This window comes from Sporosarcina sp. FSL K6-6792 (assembly GCF_038004885.1).
GTDB lineage: Bacteria > Bacillota > Bacilli > Bacillales_A > Planococcaceae > Sporosarcina > Sporosarcina psychrophila.
On the sequence record NZ_JBBOSA010000001.1, the window covers coordinates 4,198,379 to 4,217,449 of the forward strand.

22 protein-coding genes and 1 tRNA gene are annotated in these 19,071 nt (G+C 41.9%); 17 read left to right on the forward strand and 6 right to left on the reverse strand.

What is annotated here, in order from left to right; genetic code table 11:
• Window positions 1-479 precede the first annotated feature (479 nt).
• The 10 genes from MKZ26_RS20120 (at window position 480) to MKZ26_RS20165 (ending at window position 5,269) form a co-directional block, all read left to right on the forward strand.
• Complete coding sequence (locus MKZ26_RS20120; RefSeq protein ID WP_340767342.1) at window positions 480-1,634, forward strand: helix-turn-helix domain-containing protein; 1,155 nt, start codon at window positions 480-482, stop codon at window positions 1,632-1,634.
• Window positions 1,635-1,915: 281 nt separating this feature from the next.
• Window positions 1,916-2,143 carry a hypothetical protein gene (locus MKZ26_RS20125; RefSeq protein WP_340767343.1) on the forward strand — a complete coding sequence of 76 codons (228 nt, stop codon included), beginning with the start codon at window positions 1,916-1,918 and terminating at the stop codon, window positions 2,141-2,143.
• Window positions 2,144-2,162: 19 nt separating this feature from the next.
• Window positions 2,163-2,843, forward strand: coding sequence for a hypothetical protein (locus tag MKZ26_RS20130; protein ID WP_340767344.1), 681 nt, complete (start codon window positions 2,163-2,165; stop codon window positions 2,841-2,843).
• The gene (locus MKZ26_RS20135; RefSeq protein WP_340767345.1) at window positions 2,840-3,184 is read left to right on the forward strand and encodes a hypothetical protein; all 345 of its coding nucleotides are present in this window, start codon (window positions 2,840-2,842) and stop codon (window positions 3,182-3,184) included. The genes MKZ26_RS20130 and MKZ26_RS20135 overlap by 4 nt, the downstream gene beginning before the upstream one ends.
• Before the next feature lie 71 nt (window positions 3,185-3,255).
• Complete coding sequence (locus MKZ26_RS20140; RefSeq protein ID WP_340767346.1) at window positions 3,256-3,579, forward strand: hypothetical protein; 324 nt, start codon at window positions 3,256-3,258, stop codon at window positions 3,577-3,579.
• 14 nt (window positions 3,580-3,593) lie between these two features.
• On the forward strand, window positions 3,594-3,947 hold the full coding sequence (locus MKZ26_RS20145) for a hypothetical protein (RefSeq protein WP_340767347.1): 354 nt from the start codon (window positions 3,594-3,596) through the stop codon (window positions 3,945-3,947).
• A gap of 1 nt (window position 3,948) precedes the next feature.
• Window positions 3,949-4,368, forward strand: coding sequence for a phBC6A51 family helix-turn-helix protein (locus tag MKZ26_RS20150; RefSeq protein ID WP_340767348.1), 420 nt, complete (start codon window positions 3,949-3,951; stop codon window positions 4,366-4,368).
• Window positions 4,365-4,607 (forward strand): hypothetical protein, encoded by a 243-nt coding sequence (locus MKZ26_RS20155; RefSeq protein WP_340767349.1) that lies wholly within the window; start codon window positions 4,365-4,367, stop codon window positions 4,605-4,607. Before MKZ26_RS20150 ends, MKZ26_RS20155 begins: the two co-directional genes overlap by 4 nt.
• Window positions 4,604-4,786: a hypothetical protein gene (locus tag MKZ26_RS20160; RefSeq protein WP_340767350.1), complete on the forward strand. Its 183-nt coding sequence runs from the start codon at window positions 4,604-4,606 to the stop codon at window positions 4,784-4,786. Before MKZ26_RS20155 ends, MKZ26_RS20160 begins: the two co-directional genes overlap by 4 nt.
• 180 nt (window positions 4,787-4,966) lie before the next feature.
• Entirely contained in the window at window positions 4,967-5,269 is a 303-nt protein-coding gene (locus MKZ26_RS20165) for a hypothetical protein (RefSeq protein ID WP_340767351.1), read from the forward strand.
• 132 nt (window positions 5,270-5,401) lie between these two features.
• Here MKZ26_RS20165 and MKZ26_RS20170 read toward each other — a convergent pair whose 3' ends face one another.
• The 4 genes from MKZ26_RS20170 to MKZ26_RS20185 form a co-directional block, all read right to left on the reverse strand.
• Window positions 5,402-5,563, reverse strand: coding sequence for a hypothetical protein (locus tag MKZ26_RS20170; protein WP_340767352.1), 162 nt, complete (start codon window positions 5,561-5,563; stop codon window positions 5,402-5,404).
• A gap of 17 nt (window positions 5,564-5,580) precedes the next feature.
• Complete coding sequence (locus tag MKZ26_RS20175) at window positions 5,581-6,444, reverse strand: helix-turn-helix domain-containing protein (RefSeq protein ID WP_340767353.1); 864 nt, start codon at window positions 6,442-6,444, stop codon at window positions 5,581-5,583.
• A gap of 18 nt (window positions 6,445-6,462) precedes the next feature.
• A complete protein-coding gene (locus MKZ26_RS20180) occupies window positions 6,463-7,524 on the reverse strand; it encodes a tyrosine-type recombinase/integrase (RefSeq protein ID WP_340767354.1) in 1,062 nt (353 codons plus the stop codon).
• A 167-nt stretch (window positions 7,525-7,691) separates the two neighbouring features.
• Window positions 7,692-7,764: transfer RNA gene (locus MKZ26_RS20185), tRNA-Val, on the reverse strand.
• A 139-nt stretch (window positions 7,765-7,903) separates the two neighbouring features.
• On the opposite strand from MKZ26_RS20185, the gene MKZ26_RS20190 reads away from it, so the two are divergent.
• Complete coding sequence (locus tag MKZ26_RS20190; RefSeq protein WP_340767700.1) at window positions 7,904-8,749, forward strand: DNA-3-methyladenine glycosylase family protein; 846 nt, start codon at window positions 7,904-7,906, stop codon at window positions 8,747-8,749.
• A 193-nt stretch (window positions 8,750-8,942) separates the two neighbouring features.
• Here the strand turns inward: MKZ26_RS20190 and MKZ26_RS20195 are convergent, their stop codons facing one another.
• Window positions 8,943-9,086 (reverse strand): hypothetical protein, encoded by a 144-nt coding sequence (locus MKZ26_RS20195; RefSeq protein ID WP_187045496.1) that lies wholly within the window; start codon window positions 9,084-9,086, stop codon window positions 8,943-8,945.
• 144 nt (window positions 9,087-9,230) lie between these two features.
• Here MKZ26_RS20195 and MKZ26_RS20200 point away from each other — a divergent pair, with 144 nt between their 5' ends.
• Together MKZ26_RS20200 and MKZ26_RS20205 are read left to right on the forward strand one after the other, a co-directional pair.
• Window positions 9,231-10,169 carry a Gfo/Idh/MocA family protein gene (locus MKZ26_RS20200; protein WP_340767356.1) on the forward strand — a complete coding sequence of 313 codons (939 nt, stop codon included), beginning with the start codon at window positions 9,231-9,233 and terminating at the stop codon, window positions 10,167-10,169.
• A gap of 80 nt (window positions 10,170-10,249) precedes the next feature.
• Window positions 10,250-11,638, forward strand: a complete 1,389-nt coding sequence (locus MKZ26_RS20205) for an aldehyde dehydrogenase (RefSeq protein WP_340767357.1) — start codon at window positions 10,250-10,252, stop codon at window positions 11,636-11,638.
• A gap of 22 nt (window positions 11,639-11,660) precedes the next feature.
• Here MKZ26_RS20205 and MKZ26_RS20210 read toward each other — a convergent pair whose 3' ends face one another.
• Window positions 11,661-13,229, reverse strand: a complete 1,569-nt coding sequence (locus MKZ26_RS20210; RefSeq protein ID WP_340767358.1) for a two-component system sensor histidine kinase NtrB — start codon at window positions 13,227-13,229, stop codon at window positions 11,661-11,663.
• Window positions 13,230-13,323: 94 nt separating this feature from the next.
• On the opposite strand from MKZ26_RS20210, the gene MKZ26_RS20215 reads away from it, so the two are divergent.
• The 4 genes from MKZ26_RS20215 to MKZ26_RS20230 all read left to right on the forward strand — a co-directional run bounded on the left by MKZ26_RS20215 (window position 13,324) and on the right by MKZ26_RS20230 (window position 18,944).
• Complete coding sequence (locus tag MKZ26_RS20215; RefSeq protein WP_340767359.1) at window positions 13,324-14,376, forward strand: M42 family metallopeptidase; 1,053 nt, start codon at window positions 13,324-13,326, stop codon at window positions 14,374-14,376.
• A 13-nt stretch (window positions 14,377-14,389) separates the two neighbouring features.
• Complete coding sequence (locus MKZ26_RS20220) at window positions 14,390-15,880, forward strand: UDP-N-acetylmuramoyl-L-alanyl-D-glutamate--2,6-diaminopimelate ligase (RefSeq protein WP_340767360.1); 1,491 nt, start codon at window positions 14,390-14,392, stop codon at window positions 15,878-15,880.
• A gap of 366 nt (window positions 15,881-16,246) precedes the next feature.
• The gene (locus tag MKZ26_RS20225) at window positions 16,247-16,753 is read left to right on the forward strand and encodes a hypothetical protein (RefSeq protein ID WP_340767361.1); all 507 of its coding nucleotides are present in this window, start codon (window positions 16,247-16,249) and stop codon (window positions 16,751-16,753) included.
• Between the two features lie 616 nt (window positions 16,754-17,369).
• Entirely contained in the window at window positions 17,370-18,944 is a 1,575-nt protein-coding gene (locus MKZ26_RS20230; protein WP_340767362.1) for a peptide chain release factor 3, read from the forward strand.
• The last annotated feature ends 127 nt before the right edge of the window (window positions 18,945-19,071 follow it).

Genomic DNA, 19,071 nt, shown 5'->3' on the forward strand with positions numbered 1-19,071 from the left:
CTTTTTGCCATTTGCTATAAAGGCGGCATATCTTCAATCATTTTGTTCACCGCCGAAATATGAGCGGCAACGAATGAACCCCGTCCAAATACTAAAATAGGGCGGGGCTTTTTGTGTTGGTCAATTATTCATCTTCCTTCATTAATAGGCGTTCAATGCGGCGTCCTTTCTTATTCCCCCTCGATATCCTTTCCGACAGGTGTATGGCAACAATCGAATGACTTACGTCGACCCCGATCAATTTCTTCCGAATCTATCGGCAACATTCGAAAAAGGGTCGCCCTATCTCCGAAATATGAAAGCCGCTATAAAAATTTTCCTATAATTTTTTCGAAATATATCGGAAGATTGTCGCCCAAAAGGTACAACGTCGAAACTTTTCCGTTTGTGATATCTTGTCGAAACCTTATTCGGTTGAATTGTGAACCAGGAAGCGATTTATCGGGTCGTTTCAATTCGAACATTAGGGGGTCATTATTATGACGAAAGGAGAACAACAAAAAGAAGGGTTATTTTTAAAAGTTTCAATCGGAAATATTCACGGGGGGTTTATCGGCGCATTAGGTTGGGACGGCTTCGGCGTTCTTGCGGCAATTTCTTCATTTGCGGACGACAAAGGGGGATGTTTCCCGAGTCAAGAAAAGATTGCGGAAATTTGCGGCGTGGAACGGAAAACAATCAATCGTAAGATTAAAAAACTTTGTGAATACCGTACGGAAGACGGAAAGGCGATTCTTGAAAAGAAGACGGTTCGTGAAGGATACGAAAAGGCAAGGAACTTTTATCGGGTTCTTCCTTCGGCGGGAATGGCATTCGGTTCTAATCGGATTGAGTTAGTACCATTTCAGGCGACATCTATTAAAGAAGGTGGGGGACATTGTGTAGATTCTTCGAAGTTAGTACCAAACGAGGATACAAGCATAGTACCAAACGAGGTCGAAGATGTATCCCCAATTGGTACACTAACAAAAGCCATTGAACTAAATCCATTAGAACTAAATCCAGTAGAACAAGAAGGGGAAAAAGCGGCTTTTTTTGAAAGTGAAAAGGATACTTCTTCAAAGACCAACAAAACTAATTCAATTGTTGATACTGAAAAAGAATTGAATAAGGAAAAGTCGAATCAAGGTCATGGCGATATTGTCCGAACTTCCGAAAGGGAAAGAATCGCTTCTTCAATTGTTACGAATGGACGTAATAAAGAAGATAGCGGCAAGGGGTCACATGAAAGCGTCCCGGCGTCCGTTCAAGATTCGTTATCGGGACTTCCAAGCGACGTAGAAATGGCGGAAAACGCTTCACGCGACGACCAAGCGGAATCAATCGACACGCCACAAAAGCCATTGTCGCAACGTGAACTAATTCTTGCGGCGAAGGAAAGAAATCGCATTGCGGGCGAAATTCAAAAAGCGAAGGAAAGAGAAGAACGTCGCATGAAAGAACGCCAACGTTTGGGATTAGACGTTCACACGGAATCAATCGACAACGCCACGACGTCCAATAAGGATTCGGAAGTCAATCGCCCGAGTGTACCGACAAAGAAGCACATAGGGCGTCACACGCCTTTTGACGGCATGACAATTGAACAAATTCTTTCATTGTCGGAAGACGAATATCGAAGAATGAACGTCTAATAAAAATTCTTTTATAAAAACACTTGTCGAAAAGGGCTGCGGTTCAATTCTATATCAGAGGACGAAAAAGAAAGGTTTCGCCCGATCCTTCTCTAATTGCGTATGTCATAACGCATCCCCTGTTTAGTTCGGATTAACCGATAAATAAAAACGGGCAACTTATTCGAGATTCAGTTGACATGATTTCGAATTCCCTACTTCGGACGCTTCGGCGTCCTTTTTGTTTTGCTATCAAAGTTCAATTTTAAATCTAATTCAAATATAAAGTGGTGGTGAATTCATTGATAGACGTATTCAAATTACATGGAAAGGCGTTGACGATTCTTCGGATTGTAAATGGAAAAAGTGTGACGGACATTGCGAAGGCGTTGGGCGTGTCGATTTCGTTTGTCACGGCTTGCGAAAAGAATCGAAAAAAACTTTCGGAAGCAAGAACGAAGCAATTTCTTGAATATATCGAAACAAACGAAATCGACGCAAAAGCATTTGCACAACTAATTGAAAACTAATCGAAAGGAGGGAATTATTATGAAACTATTTGAAAACGAGAAATTAACGAAAGTAAATGAACGAATCAAGGAAATCGTAGTAAAACGGGATGCGTTGAACGGCGAAATCACAATAATTCTTCAAGCAATCGAAGATTCCGTTCAAGCGTATGCAATGGGTGACGTGGACGAAGAAACAGTTAAAAAAGTCGAAGACTTACTTCGTGACAAATCTTTCGAAGTCAAGCAACTTGACGAAATGCTCCAACGTGTGAAAGGCGTTCGGAAGACGATTGCCTTCGATTCTATTCCGCTTGTTCGTCAAGCACGGGTGAAGAAGGTTGAAGCGGTTGATAACGAATGGAATGAAGTGGAACGACGTATGAAGAAAGCACAAGCCGAAGTTTTTCTTTGCTACCACGAACTATCTAAAATTAAAGGAAAGGCAAACAGTCTTATGAGAAGTTATGACGGTCTTATGCTTGAACTTGGTAATGATAATCGTAACGATAGAACACAAGGGAAATCGAAGGCTTTTCAATCATTCGACGATATCCCGACGAATCCGAATCCGAGTTATTTTGGTGAAGAAGTCGGAACACAAGTGTCATACTCTATCCCCGATTGGGCAACAAAAATGGCATTGACGGGCTATCTTCCCGATTGGGTAAAGCGATATAAAGAAACGGGGAAAATTTCCTTCGAAGGTGATTCGAAATGACGAAGCCGTCGAAATTAAAAAATTCGACGTTCAATGTAAGAAGTGGATATAAGAGTAAGTCGAGAAAAGCCATTATCCATTGCCTTGATAACGAACAAGACAAGACCTTCCTCAAAATTGCGAAAGAGTTAGGCGTCAAGGTTTCGGAAGTGTACTATATTAATTCTTTACTTGAAGAAGAAAATAAACTTGAAGAACGGATGCAATTCGAGGATGAAAAGGAGGAACGTTTGTCAATTCAAATGGCGGAAAGTGACCAACGGCAAATCCAAGTGCGAAAAAGGGAAGCGGAACGACTATTCTTCGATGAAGGATTGTCGGTTACCGCTATTTTGTTATGAATTGAAATCTCGACGGGATATCATTCTCGTCGATTTAGCAAATTCGAAAAGGAAACGGGAGGGGATGGAAAATGATTAATCGAAATGACCGAAAACTATTGAATTACGAACCACCTTCGGAATCTAACGCCGTGAAAGATATTTCGGAATGGTATCACACGAATGGTGTGGTAACTATCGAGAAGGAAAAGACCCATGAAGAACAATACGTCGAGCAAATCGAGCAAGGGAATCTTGATAACGTTCCCACATTTACGAAGATTGCGTATGGTTTGGCACAACTTCAAAAAGCGAAGCAAAATGAAGAAATGGTTTCCAAGAAGGAATTTGACGAAGCCGTACGACGAAACGAAGAAGTGAAGGCCGAACTTGCAAAATTGAAAGGCGGTGAATAAAGGGGGCGGGACATATGCTGAAAAAAGAAGATATTCAACTTTGGGATTCAACCGACGAAGTAATTCGACGAATGAACGTTGCCCTTTATGGCTTCGATATTTCAAAACTATCGGTTAAGGAACAAAAATTCGTCGAAGAATCCGCCGTCAAGCGTTGGGAATTGGAAGAGGAAGCGGCACGTCGCGACCAGAAACCTTCGCCCGTATTGTCGGATGCTAAACGCCTTGAAAAGCGAAGGGTTGAAGTCTTGGAAGCGAAAATAGAAAAAATTGCGGGCGGGAAGCCGTTGAAACAATTATCGAATGAACAACTTGAAAAACAACTGAAAATAATGCGTCGTATCTATGAGTGGAAAGGAGGGTTGTAAAATGGATGATATTTATATCGGACTAAATGAAAACGAAATCCGAGTCGTTCAAGAACTTGCGAATAAGGGCGGGCGTTCTTATGATGACATTGCGGCGGCAATCGGGATTTCAGACCGTCAACTTTATCGAATTCGCCAAAAGCCATTGGTCAAAAAGGCGGTTCGTAAATATGTTATGAATGAACTTGAAGAAGACGTTCCCGACATTATTTCGGCGTTGAAAAAGGGAATGAAGAAGGGCGACTTCCGTTCTACCGAATTGCTTGCGAAGATGGCGGGGCTATTGGTCGAGCGTCGGGAAGTCAAGCAGAAGACGACAATCGAAGACAACCGTTATTCCGCATTGTCGCAAGATGACCTTGACAACGAACTTCGAGCAATCGAATCGCAATTGCAAGTGATTCAAGGCGGTGCGAAATGACGCTTCGTGACGTGGTGTTTGAAATGACACATACCACGGAATACAAAGTACACCGTCGCCGTGGTGACGAATGGGGCGCAACGATACGGCAAGACCAAGAAGACTGTAAACGGAAGGCGGCAATGCTTCGAAGCAATCGCTCCGAATATACGGTTTTCCGTATTGCACAAATCAACGCCTTGCCCGTTCTTGTCGTCCGTGATATCGAAGCAGCGATTCTTGTGGAGGTGGTAGCGTGATTCCGATTCATTTCAATACGAAGAAAACGAGCAGCTATTCAATCCACACGGGAAGCATGACGGCACATGCACAAACGTCGGATTCATATTCACGACAAAAGGAAGAAATTGATCGGGGGCGGCACTTCGGCATTCTTCCGACCGAATCAATCAAGACCGAAGATAACCAAACCGAATAAACCGACGGATTCCCCTTCGAATTTTCATTCGTGACCCCCTTCAAGGCATGAACGAACTATTCGAAGGGGAATTTTCTTCTATTCATATTAATACGGTCACCCACATACCACGCTTTGCGGACGATATGCCTTCGAATCTGCTATAATTAAAGCAAAATGATTCGGGGCGGGTGATTTACGTTGAATGAATACTTGAAAGATAAACTTCTATTAAACGCAATCCAAGCGCATAAACGCATTATTTCCGAAGGGGAAGCCGTTGACCTTGCTTCGATTAATTTCGAAGAAGGAACGCCGTTTGAACGTGTCCACCAGTACAATGCTTTTATGATATTGTCGAAATTAGACTTCGAAAGAGACGAAGTTCTAAACGTTGCAAGCGATTCACGAAAGTATCTTGACGAATTAGCGGCGAAAGACCTTCCAAACGATACTATAATTCAAACACTATTAGAATACCGTCAAAGTAACGTCAATTCGTAAAGGATTGGCGTTTTCTTTTGTGTACGGCAAGAAACGGCTTCACACAGCTTTGATTGGGGTGCGTCGTCGCCTCTTCGAGTGTTCTTTGTTCACGAATGACATAAAGACGCATAGAAACGATTTACGGGCTTTCTATTCGCATTGCTTGTCCTTGTGGTCTAATTTCGAATAGTATTTGTTCATGATTTCATTGACCTTTCGGTTTGTGTTCCGAATTGCCGATTCACCTGGTTCGTTTTCTTCGACGATGTGAACCGTATATTTTCCGACCTTGAACGTTTCGGATTTCTTCATAACGTTTCCCCTTTCTATTACGATTCAAGCCAATTGTAAAAGACGGGATTCGGACGTTTCGATTGCGTTGTTTCTTGATACATGCGGCGGGCTTCTTGCTGTGCAAACGACCCAATGACTTCAAAACGGTCGCCAAAGTAACGCATGACAAAGTTGTCAAAGCGATTCTTTTCGGCATCTTCCTTTTGATGCTTTTCTTCGGCGATTGATTGCATTACGGCAAAGCGACGGACTTCATTCGCAAATACTTTTTCACAATACGCCCCGAAGGATTCGATTCGAAGACCTTCTTTGACTTTGTTGCCGACCTTTAACGCAAGATAGCGAACAACGTTTTTCAGATTGCCATCAATGTCCATATTTGTTGATAACTTCGATACTTTTTCGATGATAGATTGCGATTCCCTTATATTATTATTTTCTTGTTTTAGTGATTCTTGTACAAATGGTTCGAACTCGTCAATAAGCGTCAAAACGTTGCCCCCGTTGGCTTTGTCGCCTTCGTATGATGTAACCCCCTGTTGTAACCTTTTAAGGTGAAAGGGAAGTATACGCATAACTTTAACGGAAGGGCGACCCGCTTTCGTTTTTGTTTGCTTAGAATCAACGACGCCCAACGTTTCAAGCGTCTTAATCGCCTTATTGATTGTTTTACGTGAATAGCCCGTATCCTTCGCAATTGTCGCTTGCTTCATGAACGATATGCCAATGCAACGTAAAGACGCCTTACCAAGACAGAGAAGAACGTCAATGACGCTTTGCGGGACGTCATGGCGAATGTAATCAATATATTCATAGATAGATTTGTCCATTTCTCCAACGCTTGCAAAAGTTTCGTGTTGTCGTAACTCTTTCAAATTGATAGCCGCAAAAGTAGTCATTGCCATTCTTCCCCTTTATTATCGTTTTGTTTTTCGGTTCTGATTTAATTTCCCAGTGATTTGATTCATTGCCGAGTATTTGGCGTGTTGCTCCTTTAATGCTCGATTGGATAGGTGAGTGTAGCGCATAACCATTCTTAAATCGGAATGACCAAGCAACAATTGAAGGTGACGAATATCGCCGCCCGCTTCAAGAAACATAGTCGCCGCCGTATGGCGAAATAGGTGGGGATGAACTCTTTTTTTGATTCCCGCTGTCTTGATATAATGCCGCCGCAAATGATTTCTAAAATTGTTAGGCGTCAAAGGTTCACCGTAATTCGCGAGAAAGATATATTCCGAATCGAAATCGTCGATTTCCTTGATAAGTTCCCTCAACAATTTCGATGTTTGTTTTTGAATTGGGATTATCCGTGATTTTCGATTCTTTGCGATTGCCGCCCGTATAGTTACCGTGTCATTTGAAAAGTCCACGTCCGAAAGCTTCAACGATATCGCTTCATTGATTCGTGCCATTGTGTCGATAAGTAACGTCATTAGAACGAAATCACGGAAACCCGTATATGACCGTTTGTCGGGGGCTTCGAGTAATGATTTCAATTCTTCGGCGGTTAATACGACGATTTCCGCTTCTGTATATTTGACGTTGTTGACGTCCTCGAATGGATTCGAATCAATCTTATTCTCTTCGGCAAGGAAGCGGAAGATTGTTCGAAGGTTTTTCAAATAGTCGTTAGTAGTGTGCGGCGACAACCCTATCTTTTTCGAATAATCGGGCTTGAATTTGTGGTCTTTATATTGAACGTAATCTTCGAGTAACCAAGAAATATAATCCCGAATCAAATCAACGTCAATATTTCGCATATCACGCCCGATTCCGTGAGCGTCTAAATACTTGCAAAAGTTGCCGTAAATAAATTGATATTTTTTAATCGTCCCTTTCGCTCGACCTTCCGCAAGTTTCGCATTACAAAAGAATTGAAAAAGAACGTCTATATCATTATTGGAAGACGATGGGACGCCGATTCTTTCGGTCATGACCCGTTTTCCTTTTCGTTTAGCTGAATGAATTTCGCCCATAAAAAAACACGCCCTTTCAATACGAATTTTCATCGTAATGAATGACGTGACATGCGGTGCGGTTATCTGTTTCGTTTAGTAGCGGTTATCTGTACCAAGTCATCGGCACAAGTCAACGAAAACAAAAAAACGGCAAAGCGTTATATATCAACGCTTTGCCTTTCGTATGGTCCCGACTGGGCTCGAACCAGCGACCCCTACCTTGTCGAGGTAGTGCTCTCCCAGCTGAGCTACGGAACCGGGAATTAAATTGTGTTTCTGCTTACTGCACATTTATTATTATAGCGGGTCTGTAATAGAAGTCAACACCTTTAGGAAAAGTTTTTTAAAAAAGAGTATACTAGACACTAGAATGCTGTAAAAAAAGGGGGTGTTTCTTATCGACGTTCAATTTTCATTGCCTTATGTCTATGATTTCGATCGGGCAATTATTCGGTTGGCAGGGGACCCGGTGAATTCTGTGGATTTGCAAAGCCGCATAGTGCGCATCCCTATGGAAGAGGGAAATAATATCACGTTGCAAAGTACAGGCACGAAACAACTACCTGCATTTATAGTGGGAAATGCAATTGATGATAGTCAAATTGAAACGGTTAAATCAATCTTTCATTTTGATAAACCGTTGGATGCAATCGGGTTACATTTTGCGGGAACAGATCTTGGGCCGCTATTTCTTGAGTATGAAGGAACCCCGCTTGTTAAAAGTTTTTCATTATATGGAACTCTAATGAAAAGCATCATTCACCAGCAGCTCAATTTGTCATTCTCACATACGCTGACGCAACGTTTTGTAGAATCATTTGGGGAGATGGTAGATGACGTCTGGCGTTATCCATCCCCTGAGCGTATTGCGTCGCTTGACGTCTCAGTGATTCGAGACCTGCAGTTTAGCACGCGTAAGGCTGAATATGTCATTGGCTTGTCGCAATCGATTGCAGAGGGGACGCTTGACCTTGAGCAGTTCAGGAAAATGGATGACGATGAAGTAACTTCAAAACTTGTTGCTTACCGTGGTGTAGGACCTTGGACTGCACAAGGTTTCCTTATGTCTGGGCTCGGACGTACAAATTTATTCCCACTGGCGGATATTGGTTTGCAAAACGCATTGAAGCAGGTGTGGAAGATGGATCGTAAGCCCACGCAAGATGAAATGCTTGCCCGCTTTCCAGAGTGGTCACCTTACTTAAGTTATGCAGCACATTATCTGTGGCACAGTATTGAGTGACGTATATAGGGAACTAAACAACGCTTGCCTAGAACTGCACAACATAAGCCTAAAACTAAACAACACACACTCAAAAGATCTACTCACCATTCACACACATAAAAAAACAGCTTTCCCATTTTAAATTCATGGAAAGGCTGTTTTTATGGTCCGTTGGAAATTAGTATCGTTGACAAGTTAGTTATAATAATTATCAGTGTGTAGGCACCTGTAGTTGCTTCTCTTCATCAAAATAAAGGAAATTTTCTTCTTCAAGTTCTACAAGACGTTCTTTATTAATCCCCAATGAAAGATTTCCTTCAAAGATCGTTTCCCACCAAGTATCAGTTGTTGTCATGTCCATTTCCTCCTTTAAATTCTTTGTTATTTGAACATTCTATTCCCTTCAATGCTATAATACAAAACGTCAAAGGGTGAAAAGGAATCGTTAGACCTATCCTTTTTCCTTTCATACAATTATTCGTGAAAAGGGGTTATTTCTATGAAGAAAACTACATTTGCACTCGTTGGTACAGGTATTGTTGGCGAGCGAATCATCAATCAATTACGCAATAACGAATCTGCAACAATTATTGCCTTGTTTGATGAAAATGATGAACGACTTTCTGAAATGGCGGATACATACGGATTATTTGCGGCATCCTCTTATGAGGAGGTTTTGGCGATGAAACCTGACTGGATCTATATTGGAACTCCACCCGTATCGCATGCTGCGCTGAGTACAGCAGCGATTTCAAAAGGCTTGAATGTGCTTTGTGAAAAACCACTTGCACACGATGTGACAGATGGATTAGTTATGGCTTCGGCTGCAGAGAACAGTAAAATTCAAACGGCAATGCATTTTCCGCTCATGTATAGTTCGTCCGTTCGTCATATGATGAAACTTGTTAATGAAGGTGAAATTGGTCAAATCATTCGAATTGAACTGCAAACTTATTTCCCGCATTGGCCACGTGTATGGCAACAAAATCCGTGGATCGCTTCGCGAAAACAAGGCGGCTTTACACGAGAAGTATTCCCGCATTACCTTCAACTTATGTACAGGATGTTTGGTCAACTTGCGATTACTTCCCACCAAACCGTTTATCCTGAAGATGAAACGCTTGCGGAAACGAGTGTCCTTACAATCGGAAAAACCACGGATGACATTCCGGTCTTCTTGAATGGTGTTTCGGGAATCGGTCAACAAGAAGAACTGTCCTATACAGTATATGGAGATGAAGGTGTTCTGAAACTGCGCAATTGGTCGGAACTTAGCATGGCACAAAAAGACAGTCCTTTTGAGATATTGACTTCCTTCGATACAGTGAAAACGCTTACGGATGAGTGCATTGCGGCAGCTAACGGTGAAACTGCGCTACTTGTGTCATTTGATGAAGGACTTGAAATACAAAAATTGATTGATCACCTTTTGACCTGATAAAGGAATAAAGTGCTAACTTTTGCATCCCGCAACAATTCTAACTATGATTGAAGGTATAAAGGGATGGAGGGAATAAGTTGAACTTTACTGCACAAGACGTGGAATCGATGATTGCTTCCCAACACGCATATTATTTTTCAGGCCAAACAAGAAGTTTTGCATTCCGTAAAGAAATGCTTTTGACATTGAAAGACGCAATTATTGCGAATGAAGCTGAAATTACGGAAGCGTTACATAAAGATCTGCGTAAAAGTCCTTTCGAGTCTTATGTGACGGAAATCGGTTTCGTCCTTTCAAGCATTTCTTACATGATTAAGCATCTTGAAGGCTGGATGGAGGATGAGACGGTGAAGACACCTGTTCATCTAAAACCTGCGAAAAGTTTCATTGTTCGTGAACCATACGGATCCGTATTAATCATTGGTCCGTTTAACTATCCGTTTCAACTTGTGATGGAACCGCTTGTTGGAGCGATTGCAGGTGGAAATTGCGCAATTGTCAAACCGTCCGAGGTAGCTGCCCACACGGCACATATTATTAAAAAAATAGTGAAAGAAACATTCTCGCCAGACTATATCCGAGTCGTAGAAGGGGAGCGTGAAGAAACTTCCGCACTCATCCACGCTTCCTTCGATTATATATTTTTCACAGGCAGTGTAGCAGTTGGGAAAGTTATTATGAAGGCGGCAGCTGAACGGCTGACACCAATTACGCTTGAACTTGGCGGGAAAAGTCCTGCTCTTGTAGACCAGTCTGCCAATATTAAAAAAGCAGCTGAACGCATTGTCTGGGGGAAATTTGTTAATACAGGACAGACATGTGTCGCGCCGGATTATATACTTGTTCATGATTCTGTCAAAGAGAAACTTGTCAAAGAAATGCTTACTGCAATCCGTAAATTTTACGGGAAAGATGTTTCAAAAAGTCCGGACTACGGTAGAATTATCAGTGACAAACATTTCAATCGTCTAGTTGACATTATCAATAAAGACTGTGCACATGTGATAAGTGGTGGTGGTTCTGACCGCTCAGATTTATTCATTGAACCGACAGTGCTTGATGCTATTTCATGGAATAGTGCTTCAATGGAAGAGGAGATATTCGGTCCAATCTTACCGGTTATGACGTATGAGAATCTCGGTGAAGCGATTCAAAGTATTCGTAAATTGCCAAAACCGCTCGCGGCGTATATGTTTACTGAAAACGGGCAAGCTGCGGATTATTTCATTGAAAACGTGCAGTTTGGCGGGGGATGTATTAACGATACAATTGCGCATGTTGGTAACGTTAATTTACCGTTTGGCGGAGTTGGTTCATCAGGTATGAGTGCATACCATGGAAAAGCAAGTTTCGATACGTTCACACATGCAAAATCCATGATGAAAAAAAGTACGTCCATTCCAATGACACTTGCATTTCCGCCATACGGCAATAAATTAAAAATAGTAAAACCGCTCATCCGTTAATGGGTGGCGGTTTTCTTTTCGTTTAAACTAGTGGAAGTATAATCGTTGTTTCGGTTCCATGATTTATTTTGCTGGTCACGGTTATCGTTCCGCCTTGATCGACGATGATTTTTTTTGTAATGAGCATACCAAGGCCGGTACCTTCTGCTTTAGTCGTGTAAAATGGTTCAAATAGATTTTCAATTGTTTCGGTATTCATCCCGGGACCGTTATCGCGGATGAAGATAGTAACCCTTTCGTCTTGGAATTTGACTACGACAGTGATTATGCCGTTTTTTACAAGCGCTTCACACGCATTTTTAAATAAGTTAATGAAGACTTGTTTCATACCATCTTCATTACCCCTAATGATTGCATTATTTTTAGGAATCTGAACATCGCAAAAAATTGACCGATTACTAAATTCCGTTTCGAATATCGATACTACATCTAGAAGTGACTTTTCAATGTAGAAATCAGTGAATTTTTTTAAATTCGGTTTTGATAGGACGAGAAACTCGCTGACTATCAAATCAATACGGTTTATTTCTGTATACATAATTTCGGTGTATGCGCGATATGGATTAGCGGGATCGTTGTTCATCATCTGTACGAATCCTGAAATGGATGTCATAGGGTTACGTACTTCGTGGGCGACGCTTGCTGCAATCTCACCGATTACTTTTAGTTTTTCTGTATCGATTTTTAGTTGTTCAGCTTGTAGCTTAAGTGTGATGTCACGTGCAATGAATGACGTGGCGACTAATTTTTTTTCGGAATCGTAGATAGGGGCTAATGTCAGTTCAGCATCAAATACGGTACCATCTTTCCTCATCTCTATTGTTCGCAGAAAATGATAACTTTCCCCGTTCAATAAATTCTTTGTCCTCTCTGCAATCGTTGCATCCTCGGACAAAGGGAAGAGTCGTGGAGAACGTCCCATGCATTCCTCGCGCTTCCAGCCGTATGTTTTTTCAAATGCGGGATTCATTGCGACAATGTTCTGATCTAAGTCGAACACAACAATTGCGTCTTCCGTATGTTCAAAAAAGAGATCGAGATAGCTTTCTCTGGATGTAAGTAAAACATCCAACTTCTTGTTTTCCTTGAAGATATTGTTCCATTCAGGTGTGATTCTGAAAGAATAGAGTACGCAAAGGAACACTGCCAAGCTAAAAATGAAAGCTATATTGGGGAGTAATTGAGTTTCATCCACTGATTTATAAATTGGACTGAATAAGTAAAATAAAACAAACACTTCTATACCTGTGATGGCCATAATCAGCATGTTTAACCAAGTGATATTGTAGATTGCCACTAAGGCGATAGGAAAGATAAGGTAAAATAAGTGTACTAAATCAGGATTTACTAAGTTTGAAATAAGTATATATAAAAAGTACCCAATTATTAGTGGGATTCGAAAAGTAAGAGAATTCATCCCTGATTTATAAAGGACAAACAGTACAGTGACGATGAACAATCCGATAAGGCCAGAAATCATTGCGCTATGAAAATCTAAAAGAAGTGACGTGAAAAGATGTACGGTGACGCTAGAGGCAAAAAAAAGTATAATAAACATATTGCGTGAATGGACGATTGTCGAATCTTTCATTGGGCACCTCACAATATTACTTTATACTTATCATACATGATTCGACATTGGGATTGAATTACATATTTCGACGCGAGAGAGGGGAGAAATAGAAATGACTACAACATTTGATGAAAAACGTATTGTTGAACTACTAAAAAGGCTTGTGGAGACACCAAGTCCATCAGGTTATACGGAAAAAGTGATGAAGTTAATAGCAAAGGAACTAGATGAAATCGGGGTAGCGCATAAGAAAACAAACAAAGGGGCAATCATTGCAACGATTGAAGGAGTGGATTCAACGCGACATCGTCTGCTTACAGCGCATACCGATACACTTGGGGCGATGGTGAAAGAAGTGAAAAGCAATGGTCGCCTGAAGTTGACAATGATTGGTGGTTTCAATTGGAACGCGGTTGAAGGAGAATACTGCCTCATTCATACGGCGTCAGGGAAAGAAGTCCGTGGAACAATCCTTATGCACCAGACTACAGTTCATGTTTATAAAAACGCAGGGACTGCAGAACGAAACGTGGAAAATATCGAAGTGCGTATTGACGAGAAAGTAACTGATGCAGCTGGAACACGTGCACTAGGTATTGAAGTGGGCGATTTTGTATCATTCGATCCTCGTTTTGAAGCGACGGACAGCGGTTTCATTAAGTCACGTCATCTTGATGATAAAGCGAGTACTGCGCTGTTGCTTGAACTGATTCGTTCATTGAAAGAAGAAGGGGTCAAACTTCCGCATACGACGCATTTCTATATTTCTAACAATGAAGAAATCGGTTATGGTGGTAACTCTAATATTCCAGTTGAGACTGTTGAGTATATCGCGGTCGATATGGGAGCGATTGGTGACGGGCAAACTTCGGACGAATATACAGTGTCGATTTGTGCCAAAGATTCAAGCGGGCCATATCATTATGCGTTGACACAACATTTGACGGGCCTTTGCAAAGAAGGGTACATTCCGTTCAAACTTGATATTTACCCGTTTTACGGTTCAGATGCATCTGCTGCAATTCGAGCGGGCTTTGACGTGAAACATGCATTGTTTGGTCCAGGCATCGAATCATCGCATGCATTGGAACGGACACATATCGATTCGCTAAAAGCATCAGCACAGCTGCTTCGTGCATATGTAACTTCAGCAATGATGGACTGAACGGAGGGGTTTAATGGAAACGGAAAAGTTACTTTCAATGTTACCTGTCAAACGGGTAGCAGGAGCGGTTCCACCGACTGTGACGGATATCGCGATTGATTCGCGCGCGGTCAATGCAGGAGGAATTTTCGTCTGTATCGAAGGATTTACGGTAGATGGCCATAATTACGTTGGGAAAGCCGTGGACAATGGAGCAAGGGTGATCGTTGCTTCGAAGCAAGTCGATGTCGATTTGGAAAAAGTCGCGGTTGTAATGGTTGAAAATACGTCACGGGCTATCAGCTTGTTGGCGTCCCGTTTTTACGATTATCCATCGAAGCGGATGACGATGATTGGGGTAACGGGTACGAACGGCAAGACGAGTGTCAGTGGCATCATCCAAGCGATTCTTCAGCGGGCGGGTGAGAAATCCGCCGTTACTGGAACAATCGGTTTCGATTTAGATGGAACCCTTTATGAGACTGAGAACACGACGGCTGATGTATTGACTACACAAGGGATGATTACCCGTGCAGCGGATGAAGGATGTACAACAATGACGATGGAAGTATCGTCACATGGTCTAGTGGAAGGTCGTTTGGCTGGTACGGAATTTGACATCGCTGTTTTTACAAATCTAACGCATGATCATCTCGATTATCATGGGACAATGGACAATTATGGTCAGGCGAAAGGATTGTTGTTTTCTCAGCTAGGACAAGACTTGGAAAAGCGTAAATTTGCCGTTGTCAATGCAGACGATGAATGGAGCAACAAGCTGCTGGAAATGACTTCTTATCCAGTTTTGACATACGGTATCCAAAATGAAGCCGTTTTTCGTGGATCGGATATTGAGCTACGGGCAAATGGTACGACATTCAGGCTTACTGCGCCCGATGGTGAATTCCGAGTTGACATGAGCCTCATTGGTGAATTCAGTGTCTATAATGCGCTCGCGGTCATCGCTACTTTGTATGCCAAAGGAATGATGACTGAAGATGTTATTAACTATCTAGGGAAGATTTCAGCTGTTAAAGGGCGTATGGAACAAGTACCGACAGAATTGCCGATTACAATGTATGTGGATTATGCGCATTCACCTGATGCTATTGAAAAAGCGATTGATGCAGTTCTTCCTTATAAGAAGGAAGGAAGTCGTCTAATATTCGTCATTGGTACGGGTGGCAACCGTGATCGGATAAAACGTCCGATTATGGCAGATAAAGCATCCGTCGCAGATTATGTAATCTTAACGACGGACGATCCACGGGACGAGCCATATGAATCAATCCTTGCAGAGTTGGAAGTGGGTATGAGGCATAATCAGTATGCATGTATTGGTGACCGGCCGGAAGCAGTGCGCCATGCAATAGCGGTTGCAGAGCGTGATGACATTATCATTTTCGCTGGTAAAGGGCATGAGGATTATCAAATTATCGGCTCTACGAAATACCCACACTCAGACGCAGAGATTGCGCTGGTAGAGGCAGAGAAGAAATTTGGTACAGGTTTTGTTGAAAGATGATTGGGAAGGGAGTCGTCCTGTTGTGGGACGGCTCTTTATTTATTATACTTTGCCGCTACAAGGGGTCGCACTTTAAGCTTCGATTCTTTATCCAAGACAAGGTGCTTATACTTTTCTAAAGAAAGGTCGTTTCACTGTTGTTGAAAACATATTTTTATTGACTACTAAAATAAGTCATCCTTACTGAAACTATTTTCAGAGATAGGGTGTATTCGACCTGAAATCTAATTAATTTTTTCGGTTTGAATCCTATTATGCCCGCTTGAAAAGATATTTTGACACCTAATACTAATTGATGAAAAAAGCACAAAAATGATTGTGGAACGCACGCACTATTATATAACTTATTAAGGAGTTGTCAGATCTGTGGAACGCTTTGTATTAAACTTGGCATTTTACTCCATGCCAAAGTCTTTGATCTCAAATTCGGGTAAGGATTACATTATTTTTACCAATAAAGAAATTGATAAAACGTTGAGGGCGCAAAGTTCTTTCTATTTTAATCGTGGTGATTTTAACTTTTTTAGTCAATATGGTAAAGCTAGCTATTCGTATTGGTGTCAGTCCTTTTGTTTAACGAAAGAGGAAATTGAATGGTGTAATGATAGTCATGATTTAGCAGTTGCCATTTTATTTGACAAGTTAAGGTTGAATTTACATGTGGATGGAGTGACAGCTGGTAAAATAAAAAATGTCGACCAGCGATTTGATTGCAGATGTCAGATAGAACTTTTTTTCCCGGACGATAATCGAGCAATATTTAAGTTACGTAGGATTGATTTGAATTGGATGGCAGACATGCATCTTGATTTTGAGTTTAGAGTGTTAAATGAACCGTTATTAGAGGAATTTAAAAAACATGGTTTTCTGTAAGAGTGGGAGAGAATGTTTGAAAGCAGGTGTGCAACAGAAGGAACCTGCTTTCAACTGGAAATTGGTTGAGGGGGTTCCTTGTTGTATGTTGAAAATGCCAACCGGTGTCTATCCATATTACCTTGAATAAACCCCAATCTATGTTCTCCAGCAACGCTATTTTGCCCCATACTCGTGGGGAATGCTATACCTATGTATATTGAGCGGCGCCTTACAGGGATAGCCGGAGCCGTAAGACTGGCGGCGAAGCTGCCTGGCTTATGGGAAGCCACTGAAAAAGTTCTTTTTTATAGTAAGAACTAGTTGATTGTAGTGAAGAGCGGCGACTCCGGCGGGAACAGCGCGAGCTGAAGACCCCGCAGGAACGCAGTGACGAGGAGGCTGAAGCCGTGCCCGCGGAAAGCGTCCGCTCGGAACGGAAATCAACGGGATTGAAGGGGATTGTACTTTTTCAGTGCCCTGGCTTATGGCGGGAGGCATCCCCTAAGCGCCGGAGCGGCTTCGGGGGTATTCTTTAATTCAATATATATAGTTACTTAATTCTGATGAAAAACTGTTGAAATCCTCATCCAATGTGTCTATGCTAAGAAAAGAGAACAGAAGGAGACAATATATAATGGACAAACCAATACATGAAGAAATTGCATCCCGCCGGACGTTTGCAATTATTTCTCACCCGGATGCCGGGAAAACGACAATCACAGAAAAACTACTCTATTTCGGTGGTGCAATCCGCGATGCCGGAACAGTAAAAGGTAAGAAATCAGGAAAATTCGCAACTTCTGACTGGATGGAAATTGAGAAGCAACGTGGAATTTCGGTAACATCATCCGTCATGCAATTCGATTACGATGGTAAGCGCGTTAACATCTTGGATACACCGGGACACGAAGATTTCAGTGAAGACACATATCGTACACTTATGGCCGTCGATGCGGCTGTCATGATGGTCGATTCAGCAAAAGGAATCGAGCCACAGACGATTAAATTATTCAAAGTATGCCGTATGCGTGGGATTCCAATCTTCACGTTCATTAATAAAATGGACCGTCAAGGGAAAGAACCGCTTGAACTGATGGAAGAATTGGAAGAAGTGCTTGGTATCCAGTCTTACGCGATGAACTGGCCAATTGGAATGGGTAAAGAGTTCCTTGGTATTTACGATCGTTTTAACAACCGTGTTGAACAGGTACGGGTCGACGATGACAAGCGTTTTCTTGCGATCAATGAAGACGGAGGGCTTGCAGAACCACATCCAATGATGGAAACATCATATTATAAGCAAGCACTTGAAGACGTTCTACTTCTTAACGAAGCAGGCAATGATTTTGATGAAGAGAAAATAGCAATAGGTGAACTGACACCTGTATTTTTCGGCAGTGCATTGACAAACTTTGGTGTGCAGACATTTTTGGAAACGTTTTTACAGTTTTCACCACCACCACAACCACGAATAACAAAAGATAAAACAGAAATCGATCCGTATTCGGAAGAGTTTTCAGGTTTTATCTTCAAAATTCAAGCGAATATGAATCCGATGCACCGTGATAGAATCGCATTCGTTCGTATTGTTTCAGGTGCATTCGAACGTGGAATGACTGTAACGGTTCCGCGTATTTCCAGGACATTCAAACTGACACAGACAACGCAGTTCCTTGCGGATGATCGTGAAATAGTGGAGGAAGCGGTAGCTGGTGATATTATTGGCCTTCACGATACAGGTAACTACCAAATCGGGGATACGGTAATCGGTGGTAAATCAAACTTCCTATTCGATGCCTTACCACAGTTTACACCGGAACTCTTTGTTCGGGTAACAGCGAAAAACGTTATGAAGTCTAAACATTTCCATAAAGGAATTCTTCAGCTTGTGCAAGAGGGAGCAATTCAGTATTACCGGACGCTCCATACTGAGGAAGTACTTTTAGGTGCAGTTGGTCAACTTCAATTTGAAGTGTTCGAGCACCGAATGAAGAATGAGTATAACGTCGAAGTGCGCATGGAGCACGTCGGTTCGAAAGTTGCGCGCTGGATTGTCAACGAAAGTGACGTCAAAGAATCGATGGCAGGGCAACGAGCAATGCTAGTAAAAGATCGCCACGACAAACGTGTATTCTTATTTGAAAACGATTTTGCAATGCGTTGGTTCCATGATAAGTATCCGGAAATCGAATTATATAGCCAATTATAATTTAAAAACCCGGCAAGACGGTCTATCCGTCCTGTCGGGTTTTCTTATCATTTACGAACAGTTGAAGGATATTAATTAAGTCCGTTACCAAAGCTTTAGGCGCTCCCGTTTGAAGTCGACACCATGT